The following is a 14714-nucleotide window of genomic DNA, read 5'->3' as shown; positions in this document are numbered from 1 at the left end:
AGCTTGGCTTTTACAAACTAGTCTGTCACTTGAAGTAAGTCGTACTGTGACTGATACAAGTGATGATATAGTCCTCTTTGCGCCATTAACTCATCATGTGTCCCTGCCTCAGCAATACGTCCACCCTCCACGTAGAAGATTTGTGAACTATTTTTGATTGTTGATAGTCTGTGAGCAATGATAAAGGAGGTTCTTCCTTTAAGAAGCTGTTGTAATCCTTCTTGTAGTAATTCCTCTGTTTTGGTGTCTATACTTGATGTAGCTTCATCTAAAATCAAGATCTTGGGATCAGCTAGTAATGCACGGGCAAAGGAAATAAGTTGACGTTGTCCTGCAGAAAGGGTACTTCCTCGTTCCTCTACCACTGTGTGATAGCCGTCTTTTAAATCCTTAATAAACTCATGAGCACGAACTACTTTTGCAGCTTCAATGACCTCTTCTTCTGTGGCATCCAATTTTCCATAGCGAATATTATCTAAAATCGTTCCAGAAAAAACGAAGGTATCTTGAAGCATCACACCCATTTGCGTTCTCAACGATGAAAGGGTTACTTCTCGAACATCAAATCCGTCTACTTTTACACTTCCCTCATTTACATCATAAAAACGGCTGAGCAAGTTGATAATAGTTGTTTTTCCTGCCCCTGTAGGACCAACCAAGGCGATACTTTGTCCCTGGCTAATGTGGAAACTCACGTCATTTAGAATATTCTTACCTTCTTCATATCTGAAAGTAACATGCTCAAAATCAACCGTCCCTTTAATAGAAGGCAATATCTGTGCATCTGGTTCATCTTGAATGTCTGGTACTTCATCCATCGTTTCAAAAATACGTTCCAGATAAGCCGTCGCTGTAATTAATGAATTATAGAAATTACCAATGTTGATTACTGGATTCCAGAAATTATTAATATAGCCAATAAAGGCAATCAAAGTCCCTGTGGTTACATCCACACCCAGCTGGCGAATCCCAACGAAATAAATCAAACAGGTAGTCATCACTGAAATATTTTGAACTCCCGGCCACAAAAGAAATTGAACTTTGACAGCCTTCATCCAAGAGGTTCGGTATTCTTCACTCACTTCATTAAAAATCTGATAATTTTCTTCCTCTCGAGCAAAAGATTGAGTAATCTTAATTCCAGAGATACTTTCATGAATATAGGCATTCAAGTTGGACTGCTTATTACTTAGCACCTGATATGCTTTTCGTTGCTTGTTTTTAATGACCATCACCATCACAAACAATATAGGTAACAGCAATAAACTATACAATGTTAGTTTCACGTCAATAAAGAACATAAAAACTAACGTGATAATCACATTAAAGATATCTGAAATCAGATTGATTAGACCATTACTCAACAAATCGCTTAGCGTATTGATATAGTTTACGACGCGAATCAAAATTTTCCCGTGCGGACGATTGTCAAAATAAGAAAATGGCAAGCGTTGCAGATGTTCAAAAATTGAATAGCGCATATCTTTTAGGATGTCTTGACCAATTTCAGTAATTGCGTAAATACGGTATCTCATACACCAGCCAATCACAAGCAGTGAAATCAAGAAAAACACGCTCAGCTGCATAAGTAACGTAAGGTTTCCTTGGGGAATAACCTCATCAATTGCAATTTTTGTAAAATAAGGGCCTAACATTCCTGCTACGTTTGCCAAAATTATGACAAACAACGCTTTTAATATAGGCGATTTGTAGGGTTTAACATATTGCGCCAATCGTTTGTAATGAGACCAGTTAAACTCCTGCTCCAATTCCTCATCTACGTCAAATTTATTACGTGCCATCTAGTTCACCTCCCCATTTTCAAGACCTAGTTGCTTCTGGTACACTTCATAGTACAACCCTTTTTTCTCTACTAATTCTTTATGGGTTCCTTGTTCAACTACCTGCCCTTTTTCCATCATCAGAATTAAATCTGCTTCTCGCACAGAAGAAATTCTATGGGCAATAATGAATGTTGTTTTCGCCTCTGTTAATGCCGTTAACTCACGTTGAATTTTTGATTCTGTTTCCATGTCCACAGCTGAGGTTGTATCGTCTAAAATTAAGATAGATGGATCTTTTGTTAATGCACGGGCAAGCGAAATCCGTTGTTTTTGTCCACCTGACAAACCTACGCCTCGCTCACCAACAATCGTTGCATAGCCCTCTGGCATACGAGAAATAAATTCATGAGCATCCGCAATTTGTGCCATTCGCTGCACATAACTTTCATCAGCAAACGGATTTCCAAAGGCAATGTTATCCTCGATGGTATTCGAAAATAAGAAAACATCCTGCATAACCATTGAAATATTTTCCCGCAGTTGACGTACGGGATAGTCCTTCACATTTTTCCCATCAATTAATACTTCCCCCTGAGTTGGATCATAGAATCGTCCTACCAAGTTGACAAGGGTCGTCTTTCCTGAGCCTGTTTCCCCTAAAATACCAATCGTTTGCCCCGGACTGATTTTAAATGAAACATCTTTTAATACTTGAGTATGCGGATCATCTGAAAAGTGGAAAGACACGTGTTTGAATTCAACAAAGCCTTTCACTTTATCTTCATGTTCTTTTAAAACCACTGGAATTTGCGGCTCTGTATTCAACATTTGACGAATCTTAATACAAGCAGCCGAAAAACGTTGAACGTCATTAATTAACCAGCCACTCATTCTCATCGGTTGGTTTAACATCCATAAAAAACCATTGAATGCAATTAGATCGCCCAAGGTCATCTTTCCTTGAATGACAAACAGTCCGCCTAAAATTAAAGCTATTAAATTCAGACTTCCTGCCAATCCATCCAACCAAGGAAGATACTTTCTTGAAATTTTTGCAGATTCCATATTTCTCTTCTTATAGTCCTCGTTATGCTCATTAAATTTTTCGATTTCAAATTCTTCACGAGCAAATGCCTTCACTACCCGATTTCCTCCAATATTTTCTTCTACCATTGAGTTTAATCGGGAAAAACTTTCACGAATTTCAAAAAAGACCGGATGTGCTTCTTTTGACATACGTTGTGTTAAAATAAAAATAAACGGTGTGACTGCCACTAATGCAAGCATCAGCTGCCAGTTAATTGTTGCCATGACCACAACAGCTGTAACAAACCATAAAACACACTCTAAAATATTGTAGACAACCCATGAAACGAAATGACGAATCGCATCCGTGTCTCCAGTCATTCGTGCCATGATATCCCCTACACGTGTGTGGTTAAAGAAGTCAAAATCCAGCTCTTGCAGCTTTTTATACATGTCCTGACGCAGCTCATAGAGCGTATTTTGACCTATTCGTTCAAACAGCATTTGGTAGAGGTACCGAATAATCGTTCGAAATAATGTAATCCCTATCATTAATGCCAAAAATGGAACCAAAAGGCCTGGTTGATTGCCATCAATTACTTTGTCAACAATCTCCCCTGTAATTAATGGATTAATAACAATCAAAATCGCATTTACTACTAAGAAAATAATGGCTAAAATCGCTTTACTTGAATATTTTTTTGCGTATTGCCAAATCCATTGATAATTACTCATTGCTCATCCCTCCTACAATAAAAAAACATAAATTTCCTAAATGATTATTTATCAAATCGTGTACTAGCTTACCGTCAATTTAATGGAAAAGAAATGGTTATTCTTACTCGTTTTGATGTACAATATTACTAGATAACAAGAAAGGGCTTACGATTATGGGCTATACAAATGCACAAATATTTAATCCAGAAATTATTTACGCTTTCGACCCGTGGAATCAATCCGGAAACGTTGGAAATATTCATCACCATGACTTTTTAGAAATCAGTATTGTTCTGGAAGGAGAAGTGAAATACACTATCGAAGAAGATGAAATCCATATTGGGGCAGGTCGCATTATGCTCTTTAATCCTGGTGTAAAACACGGAGAACGCCAGCCAGAGAATACCTACTCACATCAGCTGCATATTGGTTTATCTAATATTTCATTAGATGGTCTTACGAGAAACCATTTTCCTAATAAAAAGGCTCTCCTTGATTTAGGTGAATATCAATGTGAGTTTTTAGATAAAGCTTGGCGGTTAACCAGAGAATATAATGAAGAAAAACCCGAATTTCAACTAATGGTTAAAGCTTTGATTATTGAAATGCTTGTATTAATTCTTAGAAGTTTAGAAAAAGAGCAAGGAAGTACCGTTACCTTAGAGCTCTCAAAAACAGCAAAAAGAAAGCAAAACATTGTTAATCACGCCATCTATTATCTCGAAAATCATCATAACCAAGAGATTACATTAGAACAGCTAGCGGAGCTTCTTTATGTAAGTCCGACACACCTGTCTAAAATATTCAAAGAGGCAACCGGTGTCAGCCCAATTAATTATCTAATTCAAGTGCGATTAAAGCATGCAAAAGAACTCCTGCAAAACGATCAGCTAACCATTCGAGATGTTGCACAAGCAGTTGGCTATCAGGACGCTTATCATTTCAGCAAATTGTTTAAAAAATATTATGGAGTCTCTCCTTCTCAAATTGAGAAAAAGTCACTGGTGTAATGAATGGCTCAGTTTACCTATTGAAAAAATAGCCTACCAGCGAATAATTTCGCTGATAGGCTTCGTTTGATATTCGGGGAGAAACTTCTTTTGTTCCCAAGCTTAAGAGCTGGCAAGAACCAGAAGCGCCAATTCTAGCATCCTTTTTTTCTGACTATTTCTTCCATAGAATAGAAGGCTATTTAATCAACGCTACTTCTAGTCCTACTAATTTTGCCCAGGTAAGCACTTGGTCTGTAGTTAGAGCTAAGGACACCACTGTATGATGACCCCCACCTGCTTCTATCCATGCTTGTACGCCGTCGTGGAAATTTGGCTTCACTTCCCAAAGAACACGTGCAACTGGCAAGTTTGGCGCTTCTTCTGTTGGTTCAAAGCATGACACTTCATTGACTAAAAGCTTATAGTGTGTGCCAAAATCAGCCATGGAAACCACGACACCCTCGCCTGCTTTCCCATCAAAAACTAAACGAGCTGGATCTTCTCTATCCCCCATAGATAACGGTGAAACCACGACTCTCGGTTTTGTTTGAGCTAACGTGGGATCTACCTCCATCATATGTGATTGTAAGATGGCTTCTTTTCCAGCCGCCAATTCATACGTATAATCCTCCATAAACCCTGTCTCTTTATTGTGAGACATGATTTTAAGTAAACGATCAATCGCCGCAGTCTTCCAATCCCCCTCACCAGCAAATCCATAGCCTTCTGCCATCAAGCGCTGAACCGCAAGCCCCGGTAACTGCTGCATGCCGTACAAATCTTCAAAGTTTGTTGAAAAAGCAGAGTAGCCACCCGCTTCTAAGAATCGACGTAAACCAATTTCTTGTTTTGCTTGCACCTTCACATGATCTTCCCATGTTTTTTGGTCGTAGCTTCCATAATCAAAATCATAAAGCTCCTTATAGATAGCAAATGTTTGTTCTACTTCTTCATCACTTACTGCATCAATTACTGTTACCAGATCCCCAATGCCAAAATAATCGACCGTCCAGCCAAATTGAATTTGTGCCTCTACTTTATCCCCTTCGGTTACAGCGACATTTCGCATGTTATCACCAAAGCGAGCAACTTTAATCTCAAAGCTTTCATTATAAGCAACTGCTACATCCATCCAATCTGCAATCTGCTTTTGAACTTCCGGACGCTCCCAGTAGCCCACAACAATTTTGTTTTGTTTGTTTAAGCGAGCATTGATAAATCCATATTCACGGTCACCATGAGCCGACTGATTCAAATTCATGAAATCCATATCAATTGTTTTCCAAGGAATACTTTCGTTGTATTGTGTTGCTAAATGAAGGAGTGGCTTTTGTAGAAGCTTCGTGCCACGAATCCACATTTTCGCTGGAGAAAAGGTATGCATCCATGTGATAACGCCTGCTACTTCTTCACGATAATTAACTTCTTTCATAATTTTTGTAATGGTATCTGGTGTAACTGCCAGCTCTTGCAAGACAATTGGGTAAGGTAAGCTCTTACTATTATTTAAGCTTTCTACCAATTTTTCTGCATGATTTTTCACTTCTTGCAGTGCTTCTTCTCCGTATAGGTGCTGAGAACCTACTACAAACCAAAATTCTTTTTTTGCTGTATTTAACATTTCTATCTCTCCTCGTAAACTATTAGTTTTGACCGTAATATGCATCTTTTCCATGTTTTCTTAAATAGTGTTTATCTAAAACTCGCTGTGGTAATTCTTCTGCATAGGAATTTAGTTGTCGTGCAACAAAATTCGTCTTGCAGACTTCATCTAAAACGACCGCATTCATCACTGCACTACTTGGAGTTTTTCCCCAAGTGAACGGCCCATGCCCATGTAACAGAACTCCTGGCACTTCTAACGGATCAATTTCTCGTTCTTTAAAGGTTTCAGCAATCAGCTCACCAGTTTCAGCTTCATACCCTCTATCAATTTCTTCTTGTGTTAAAAATCGCGCGCAGGGAACTGTTCCATAAAAGGTATCTGCATGAGTCGTACCCATCGCAGGAACATCTAAACCCGATTGTGCCCAAGCAGTTGCCCATGTAGAATGTGTATGCACAATCCCTCCAATCTCAGAAAATCTTTGATACAAAACTGCATGTGTTGGTGTATCAGAAGAAGGATTCAATTTACCTTCCACTACGTTTCCTTGTAAATCGCAAACCACCATATCACTTGCCTTCATATTGTCATAGCTTACGCCACTGGGCTTTATAACAAACAGTCCTTGCTCTCGGTCAATCCCGCTGACATTTCCCCATGTGTATTTAATTAATCCTTGTTTTGGAAGTTCAAGATTCGCTTGAAATACTTCTTCTTTCAATTGCTCTAACATCGCCTGTTCCTCCTTTAATTTAAAAAGTCTACCGCAGCCTGTTCAATGGCCAACCCTTTTTTATAACGTTTGATAAATGTTTCAAATCCAGCAATATCCTTGTCATCAGGGGCAATCTCCACACCTGTTTCTCCACGGAAGACCACTTCATTTAAATAATCTGACAACGTTTGACCTGCTTGTTTTTCTCGTGCATATTCTGCTAACAAGGCAATTCCCCACGCGCCTCCTTCTCCTGCCGTTTCCATAACGGACACTGGTGAATTCATCGCAGCAGCCATGATTCTTTGTCCCACTTCTTTTGTTTTGAATAAACCGCCATGTCCGAAAATCTTATCAATTTGGACTTGTTCCTCTTTACCTAAAATATCCATGCCAATCTTCAATGCACCAAGTGCTGAAAATAAATGGGTTCTCATAAAATTAGCCAAGGTAAAATCGCTATCTGGTGTCCGGACAAACAACGGCCGACCTTCTTTTAGTCCAGTAATATTTTCTCCAGAGTAATACCCAAAAGACAATAAGCCACCACCGTCATCTTCACCTTTTAGTGCTTGGATAAATAAGGTTTCAAATAAATGGTTCATGTCTACACTCATTCCCATTGCCTCCATAAATTCGGCAAACAGCTTCACCCATGCATTGATATCAGAGGAACAGTTATTGGCGTGAACCATCGCAACAGCTTCCCCAGAAGGAGTTGTTACCAAATCAATTTCCGGATGAACCGCTTTTAATTGGTTTTCCAACACAATCATCGCAAACACAGAAGTTCCTGCAGACACATTTCCTGTCCGTTTTGCCACGCTGTTGGTAGCTACCATTCCTGTTCCTGCATCGCCTTCAGGTGGACAAACAATCGCTCCCGCTTCTAATGAGCCTGAAAGATCCAACATCCTGGCTCCTTTTTCCGTCAATACCCCAGCCTCTTCCCCTGCAGATAAGACGGTAGGTAAAATTGCCTCTATCTTCCATGGATAGTGATTTTTTTCTATTTTTTGAGTAAATTGTTGAAGCATCTTCTCATCGTAAGTGCTTCCATCTTCACCAATTGGAAACATGCCAGACGCATCACCAACACCCAGAACTTTTTTTCCTGTTAACTGCCAATGAATGTACCCTGCAAGCGTAGTTAAATAATCAATCTGCGGCACATGTGCTTCCTCATTTAAAATAGCTTGGTAAAGATGGGCAATACTCCAGCGTTGAGGAATATTAAATTCAAATAGCTCTGTTAACTCTTTTTCTGCTTGTTCAGTTATCGCATTTCGCCATGTCCGAAATGGAACAAGGAGTTTTCCCTCCTTGTCAAATGCCATATACCCATGCATCATAGCGCTAATGCCAAAAGAGCCAATTTTTTTCAGAACAAGGCCATAGCTTGAAAACACTTCTGCTGCCATTTCTCGATAGCTTGTTTGAAGACCCTTCCATATCTCGTCAAGTGCATATGTCCAAATACTGTCAATCAGCTGATTTTCCCACTCAAAACTTCCAGAAGCAATCGTTTGATGAGTTGAATCAATTAATACAGCTTTGATTCTTGTAGAGCCCAATTCAATCCCAAGTGACGTTCTTCCGTTTTGAATATCCTCAATTATCTGTGCTTTATCCGTCAATTCAGTTCCTCCTTCAATTTTTCTCTATATAAAACAAAAAATTCTTTCTGCTAAAAACGATTTTGTTATCGCTTTCTACAAAAAGAATTATAAATTATTTGTCCGTACATGTCAATGAAGTTATAAAAAATGTACGCATATATCAATGGAGTTTTTGGACAGATTCTCGTAGGACTAACTGTGGGTCATAATAAATATTCTTTTTCATTTCCGAAGTTTCAATTGCCTGAATAATCCATTTGGCAGCGTCAATTCCCATCAATTCTTTTGGATGCGTCACTGTTGTTAAAGAAACTTCACCAATCAAGCTCAGATAGGAATCATCTTCCCCAATAATTGAAAAATCATTCGGTACATGATAACCTTTATTTCCAAGCTCCTTCACCATACGATTTGCTATTTCATCGTTGTAGCAAACAATTCCCGTTGGCTTTACTTCCTCTTTTAAGATCGCTTCTACTGCACTTTTTGCCACTACCTCTTTGGTTTCAGTTGTATAGGTAAAAAGCATCTCTGAACGCATGGGCATTCGGTAGGTTTCATGGGCTTTTATGAAGCCTTTCATTCGGTATTTGCCTTGTAAATCATCAATTTTAGTGATTAGTGCAAGCTCTTTATGTCCGTTTTGAATCAAATATTCCGTAGCAATCAAGCCAGCTTTCGTGTCATTCACACATATATGCGGAGTATCCATCTCTTCATAATAAGCATTAATCATAACTATCGGGATATTCCGTTCTTTAAATGATAGATATAGTGCTAAATTAGGATTGAACTGGTTGCTTTTTGTCGGCTCAACAATCAAGCCTTGAACGCCTTGTTCCAACATTCTTTCAAGACATTCTTTTTCCTGAACTGGATCATTATTTGTACTTGCCAGCAGCAACGAGTAGCCTTTTTTTCTTAATTCCTGTTCAATCCCCCGAATAATCGCTGGAAAAATATAATCAGATAAGTAGGTTGTAATCACCCCGATTGTCTTTTTTCCACCTATTCGGACATCTGTTTGAAATGCATCATCTACATAAGTCCCTGATCCTTTTTCTTTCCTCAAATATCCTTCATTAACTAATAGGGCAATTGCCTGTCTTACGGTGTGACGACTTACTTCATAGTCTTTTTGCAACTGTAATTCAGGAGGAATGACTGAACCTACTGTATACTCATTGCTTAATATTTTTGAGCGAATTTCATCCGCAATTAGTTGATATTTTGATTTCATATTGAACGCTCCTTAAAATTTGTACGTACATTTAGTATAGACGGTTTTCTTTCTGCGCTCAAGAGAAGAATGTTTTTTATTATTTATAGAGGAATTTAAAAAAATGAGCAGAATATTTTCTACTCACTTTTTTACTTATCCTTATTTTATGACGTTGCCTATTACGCTGACTTTTCTTGTAGGTGCTTTCTTTTTATCGTAATCGCTAATTTTCCGTATATTCAGGGAACCAAACACGCAATTCATTTTCGCCACGATTGCCCCACAAATGATAGGGGATTAGCGTTAACTGTGCAGGGCTTGTTTCTTCTTTGTCTGACACAAAGTTGTAAAGAGCATCCGTCTCCCAATTTTTCACTTTTTCAGCAGAAACAACAAGTTGAAGCGTTTCTGGTAACACACTCGCATTCTTCGTTAACTTTGCCTTTGAAATACTCGCCAAACGAACTCGGTAAGAAAATAACATCGAGTTATCTCTTCCCTCTCCGCAATAAACAAATGGCCCTCTTTGAATAGCTAACAGTTGGCTGTTCGTCCATAGCTTAGGGTTGCTGCGAATCGCTAAAGTAGGTTGTTCAAAAGAGGCTTGAATGCGCGTCTTTTCATCCATTTGGACAATAAAATAGTCCGCTGTCTCTTCAACTGTCGCTTCAGTATGCATCTGCATATTTTTTGCCCATGAGGGTTTACGAATAAACAGCTTTCCTGCGCCATTATCTACTTCAATGCAAAGCTGGTTTTCATAAGGAAATGCTGTTTTTTGCTTAATGCGCACGCCTTGTTCTGTTGTTAACTGACTAGCAACAAATAAATTCAGGTAGACATTCTCCTCGTCTTGTGTATACACATATTTTTGAAGTGAGCTAATCAGACGAGCAAAATTAGGCGGACAGCATGCACAACCAAACCAATCAGGACGTGTCGTTTTAACATGACCCTTTCCTGGATTATGACGACAGCTGTCTGGATGAATTTCCAGAGGATTCACATAGAAAAAATGTTTACCATCTACAGAGGCTCCAGATAATACACCGTTATATAATGCGCGCTCTAAAACATCCATATATTCTTTCTTAGGATTTATTTTGAACAGCTCATACGCGAAGTAAACAAGTGCAATAGATGCACAGGTTTCGCAATACATAGTGTCATTGGGCAAGTCGTACGCCCCCGTAAATGCCTCTCCATGAACCGTCGAGCCTACACCTGCTGTAACATACATTTTTCTTTTTGTCACATCTTCCCAAATTCTCTCACAAGCAGCTAAGAGTTCATTATCGTTGGCATGATTCGCAATTTTTGCCATTCCCGTTGCCATATAAAGCATACGAACAGCATGACCTTGTGCAATCTGCTGATTTTTTGGCTGTTCATTTGCTTGTAAATAGGCTGGGTCAATCACCGGCTTCTCATCAGAAAGTCCTTCATCAAGATTTCGTTTCACTTCATTAGCATAAAAATGAGGGTTGCTCCCTCGAATATCTGTGAAAAATGCTGCAAGTGTTAAATATTGTTTGTCTTGTGTATGTTCATAGAGCCGGACAAGCGCCAACTCTATCTCCTGATGACCATCAGCACCGTGAATTTTTCCTTCTTCATAACCAAAGTGAACCTGAATATTTTCAACTACTCGTTTGGCAATTTCCAAAAGGGACTGTTTTCCTGTTGCTTGGTCATAAGCGATTGCTGCCTCAATTAAATGTCCTGCACAATACAGTTCATGGCTAAAATAGAGCATTCGATAGGCTAGCTTCGGGTTTTTAATTTGAAAGTAGGTGTCTAAGTAGCCATCTTCTGCTTGCGCTTTTCCGATTAATTCAATGACTTCATCAGCAAGTGTCTCTAATTCATTATCTGGCTGATTGATTAGGCTGTAGCCAACTGCTTCTAACCATTTATAAACATCACTATCTTGAAATATCCATCCAAAATGCTCTCCTGATTTCAGTCCTGCGGCAATCCGAAAATTTTCTAATGCATGACTTTTACCCGTAGGTAGCGTATCATCTGCTCTTTCTGCTTGGACATCAACAGTAATGGCATCATTTAGTACCTCGTATTGATAAGGAATGACTGTTTCCTTTACTAAAGCTTGATAGTTTTTCCAAAATGTATCTGATAGCTTGACTGAATTCAACGAAAATTCTTGTAACATATCCATTCTCTCCTTTATGGTAGACAAATACTAGTTCATATTTTTATAATTGCCTTTCTTTTATAAAAACGTTATCATTTAGGTTGAGTTTATTATATAATTCATTCAATTTATTGTCGTTAGAAAAAAAGATAGATATAGAGGATAAAAGCTAGTTATAGGAAAGGAAAATGTTCATGTTTGAACCGACTAATTATGTAATTGGTCACACAGGACCCATTACATTTGAGCTTGCTGGAAAGTTTTTTTCAGAGATTCCTTGGCAGCACTTACCTAGGGTCAACCATAATTACGAATTGTTTATCGGAATAAAAGACACGCTGCACTTACTAATTGAAGGAGAAGTCCTTGCTGTAAAACCTGGGGATGTGTTACTGATTCCTCCTTACACTTCATTTTCTGGACAGCAGGAATCCCCTGGCGGTCTATCTTTTTATTGGCTGCATTTTCTAGCACCCGCTTCCCTTTTTTCTATTCAGTCTTTTGACCGGCTACAGAAAACTAAGCTAGAGTCAGCATTTGTTTGGCCGCTTTACGCTGAGGGGCTAGCTTCCACTAATGAGCTGATTTTATTCCAACAATTAATTCTCGCAATGAAACACAGTGTTTGGCAGCCAGAGCTTTTGGATTCATTTACAAAAACATTACTGCTTAGCTTATCTGCAACCACCAAGCAGTCACTTTTGACTACCAGCAAATCACAAGAAAATCATTTGATAGGGTTTGTCACAGACTGGCTGCAAAAAAACTATGCCCAGCCAATTACTGTACAGGAAACGGCGAATAATTTTGGCTACAATAAAGCCTATCTCTCTCATCTTTTTTCAAAAACAATGGGAACAACCATGACCAGCTATCTGCAACAGCAAAGAATGGATAAAGCAAAAACATTATTGCTTGAAAGTCCCAAAACAATTAAAGAAATCGCACAAGACGTCGGATTTCAAGATGAAAAATACTTTTCGAGATTATTCAAGAAAATGGTTTCCGTCTCACCAACAGATTATCGAAGAAAATAAAAAAGACGAGGAGTGTGGATTATAACTCAAATAGTTATAATCCACACTCCTCGTATCCTACAGCAAAAACAAAAAGCAATGCCATTCTCTTCTCCGCAACCTTCCATCCTTTCTTTCCCTTTTTTCCCTTTGTTCCATGGAATTCCACGAAGTCAGTATCTATCTTTCTTTTAGTGTCACTCCACGACTACATAAGACCAGTTAAATTCTTTTAACCTTTGAGCCATTATTTGTTACAAACCTCTTTTTACGTAACGGATGCACCAAAAACAGCCCAGCTATCCCGTCCTTTTGGCATGCAACTGTGCACATTTTTCTTTGTTTCTTTTGTTAAGCTTATTTGCATTCATCTTTTTTCCCAAAAAAACAGATTCCGCTACCTGTTATTCCGCTAATATACAGCTGTTTTTTTACTTCTTGCTTATAGGTTATATACGTACTTTCAGTTTTCTCCAACCACATAGTGATATCAGCAATCCCTTCGGATTTTTGAACATCAGCCTGCGAAAACAAGACGATTTCCCATGCTCCTTGTAAGTGCTCAAGTTTAGCTGGTACTTTTTCTATGCGACCTGTGTATTCATAAGGTGTTGTAACTGGCCAACCATTTGATAACCAAAACAAGGGTCGAACTTGTAAGAAAAACTCGTCAGAGAACTGTTTTTTTCGCGCATGATGCACGAGATAGTCTTGCTTTGTTCCCTCATCAAAAAAAACAGAGTTATGTCCCGGTGCATACAACGGAATCTCTCCACTAAACTGATAACCACCTAGTATTTTTGTACCAATTTTGTCTGGACATAGTTCTAAATTTGTTAGTTCGTTCCCCAAAAAGTCAATGTATGGACCATCAATTGATTTCGATCGACCCACTCGAATATTGTAAAAATCATTCAATGAATCAAATGATACAAACAAATAATAATCATCCGTATCAGGATTATACTTAATAAAAGGACCCTCAATAGCTCCTTCAACGCTTTGTGAGCGAATGGCTAGTTGTTTTCCATACCCTTTGTTGGAGAACTTACCTGTTACTTTATCAATTTCTGCTATATAAATCCCGCCAAAAAAAGACCCGTAAACCATCCATTGATTGTTTTTTCTGTCATAACAAATATTTGCGTCAATCGCATTATGTGCAGCTATTTGAGGATTTGTTTTTACTACCTCTCCTTTATCAACCCACGGACCTAATGGATGATCTGACACCGCCAAACCAATGAAAGAGGTTGTACTCCCAAAAGTAGAGGCTGAATAATACATTCGATATTCATCATCGACTTTAATTACTTCTGGCGCCCAGAGTTCAGTTGCACCAGACCATAGTTTTGCTTTGCTAGGAACTCCGTCTAAGGCAGCTTTTTCAAATTTCCAATGAATCAAATCCTTAGAGGTACGTATAGGAACACCTCTTGTTTCCGGCTGTAATGTATCTGTTGAATAGAGATAGTAGATTCCGTTTTCCTGAAGTATCGTTGGGTCATGAACCCCATTTTTTTCAAATATCATTTTGTCACTCCTTCTTTTTATCCTTTTTCGCTTAAAGAAGCTGACACAAAATCCATTCGTTTCGTGTCAGCTCTTCTCGTTCTTTTCTCTCTCACCAATAGCCTGCTGGACAGGTTTTGTTTGATAAATTCGCTCGAAATTTATAGTAACAGCCGCATTTCCCACAGGTATCACCTACACGAAATGGACAGGTTTCGCAAATTTCTGTTCTTTTCTTTGCTATCTGTTGACTGGCTAAATCAATTTCCATACGTAGCTGCTCCTCTATCAATACGTCTACGTCCACATTTGCTGCTTCTTCTTTTATTTCGCATCCTTTACAGGTCATG

At 38.6% G+C, this 14714-nt stretch carries 11 protein-coding genes; 2 read left to right on the top strand and 9 right to left on the bottom strand.

The features are described from left to right. Positions 1-17 precede the first annotated feature (17 nt). Entirely contained in the window at positions 18-1802 is a 1785-nt protein-coding gene (locus tag I589_RS14575; protein ID WP_010767063.1) for an ABC transporter ATP-binding protein, read from the bottom strand. Then, complete coding sequence (locus I589_RS14570; protein ID WP_010767062.1) at positions 1803-3545, bottom strand: ABC transporter ATP-binding protein; 1743 nt, start codon at positions 3543-3545, stop codon at positions 1803-1805. Positions 3546-3700: 155 nt separating this feature from the next. On the opposite strand from I589_RS14570, the gene I589_RS14565 reads away from it, so the two are divergent. Next, entirely contained in the window at positions 3701-4537 is an 837-nt protein-coding gene (locus I589_RS14565) for an AraC family transcriptional regulator (protein WP_010767061.1), read from the top strand. A 178-nt stretch (positions 4538-4715) separates the two neighbouring features. On the opposite strand, the gene araA is transcribed toward I589_RS14565, so the two are convergent. The 5 genes from araA to I589_RS14540 form a co-directional block, all read right to left on the bottom strand. Beyond that, positions 4716-6140, bottom strand: coding sequence for an L-arabinose isomerase (gene araA / locus I589_RS14560; RefSeq protein WP_010767060.1), 1425 nt, complete (start codon positions 6138-6140; stop codon positions 4716-4718). A 22-nt stretch (positions 6141-6162) separates the two neighbouring features. Further along, positions 6163-6858, bottom strand: coding sequence for an L-ribulose-5-phosphate 4-epimerase (locus I589_RS14555; protein WP_010767059.1), 696 nt, complete (start codon positions 6856-6858; stop codon positions 6163-6165). A gap of 14 nt (positions 6859-6872) precedes the next feature. Then, a complete protein-coding gene (locus I589_RS14550; protein ID WP_010767058.1) occupies positions 6873-8477 on the bottom strand; it encodes a xylulokinase in 1605 nt (534 codons plus the stop codon). Between the two features lie 142 nt (positions 8478-8619). Next, on the bottom strand, positions 8620-9699 hold the full coding sequence (locus tag I589_RS14545) for a GntR family transcriptional regulator (protein ID WP_010767057.1): 1080 nt from the start codon (positions 9697-9699) through the stop codon (positions 8620-8622). A gap of 205 nt (positions 9700-9904) precedes the next feature. Then, positions 9905-11854 carry a glycoside hydrolase family 127 protein gene (locus I589_RS14540; RefSeq protein ID WP_010767056.1) on the bottom strand — a complete coding sequence of 650 codons (1950 nt, stop codon included), beginning with the start codon at positions 11852-11854 and terminating at the stop codon, positions 9905-9907. Positions 11855-12030: 176 nt separating this feature from the next. Here I589_RS14540 and I589_RS14535 point away from each other — a divergent pair, with 176 nt between their 5' ends. Next, positions 12031-12873 (top strand): AraC family transcriptional regulator, encoded by an 843-nt coding sequence (locus tag I589_RS14535; RefSeq protein ID WP_034685426.1) that lies wholly within the window; start codon positions 12031-12033, stop codon positions 12871-12873. A gap of 336 nt (positions 12874-13209) precedes the next feature. Here the strand turns inward: I589_RS14535 and I589_RS14530 are convergent, their stop codons facing one another. Both I589_RS14530 and I589_RS14525 read right to left on the bottom strand, forming a co-directional pair. Further along, the gene (locus tag I589_RS14530) at positions 13210-14385 is read right to left on the bottom strand and encodes an arabinan endo-1,5-alpha-L-arabinosidase (RefSeq protein WP_010767054.1); all 1176 of its coding nucleotides are present in this window, start codon (positions 14383-14385) and stop codon (positions 13210-13212) included. A 91-nt stretch (positions 14386-14476) separates the two neighbouring features. Further along, positions 14477-14713 (bottom strand): hypothetical protein, encoded by a 237-nt coding sequence (locus I589_RS14525; RefSeq protein WP_010767053.1) that lies wholly within the window; start codon positions 14711-14713, stop codon positions 14477-14479. Position 14714: the final 1 nt, after the last annotated feature.

It is taken from the genome of Enterococcus phoeniculicola ATCC BAA-412 (genome assembly GCF_000407505.1).
Taxonomy (GTDB): Bacteria; Bacillota; Bacilli; order Lactobacillales; family Enterococcaceae; genus Enterococcus_K; species Enterococcus_K phoeniculicola.
The sequence above is the reverse complement of the archived record's forward strand: the minus strand, read 5'-3'. Positions and strand labels throughout refer to the sequence as shown.

What these genes read in the sequence shown, in the direction of transcription:
- I589_RS14575 (WP_010767063.1), bottom strand. Translation starts at nt 1,802, where the DNA reads ATGGCACGTAATAAATTTGACGTAGATGAGGAATTGGAGCAGGAGTTT.
- I589_RS14540 (WP_010767056.1), bottom strand. Translation starts at nt 11,854, where the DNA reads ATGTTACAAGAATTTTCGTTGAATTCAGTCAAGCTATCAGATACATTT.
- I589_RS14525 (WP_010767053.1), bottom strand. Translation starts at nt 14,713, where the DNA reads ATGACCTGTAAAGGATGCGAAATAAAAGAAGAAGCAGCAAATGTGGAC.
- I589_RS14565 (WP_010767061.1), top strand. Translation starts at nt 3,701, where the DNA reads ATGGGCTATACAAATGCACAAATATTTAATCCAGAAATTATTTACGCT.
- I589_RS14570 (WP_010767062.1), bottom strand. Translation starts at nt 3,545, where the DNA reads ATGAGTAATTATCAATGGATTTGGCAATACGCAAAAAAATATTCAAGT.
- araA (WP_010767060.1), bottom strand. Translation starts at nt 6,140, where the DNA reads ATGTTAAATACAGCAAAAAAAGAATTTTGGTTTGTAGTAGGTTCTCAG.
- I589_RS14555 (WP_010767059.1), bottom strand. Translation starts at nt 6,858, where the DNA reads ATGTTAGAGCAATTGAAAGAAGAAGTATTTCAAGCGAATCTTGAACTT.
- I589_RS14530 (WP_010767054.1), bottom strand. Translation starts at nt 14,385, where the DNA reads ATGATATTTGAAAAAAATGGGGTTCATGACCCAACGATACTTCAGGAA.
- I589_RS14535 (WP_034685426.1), top strand. Translation starts at nt 12,031, where the DNA reads ATGTTTGAACCGACTAATTATGTAATTGGTCACACAGGACCCATTACA.
- I589_RS14545 (WP_010767057.1), bottom strand. Translation starts at nt 9,699, where the DNA reads ATGAAATCAAAATATCAACTAATTGCGGATGAAATTCGCTCAAAAATA.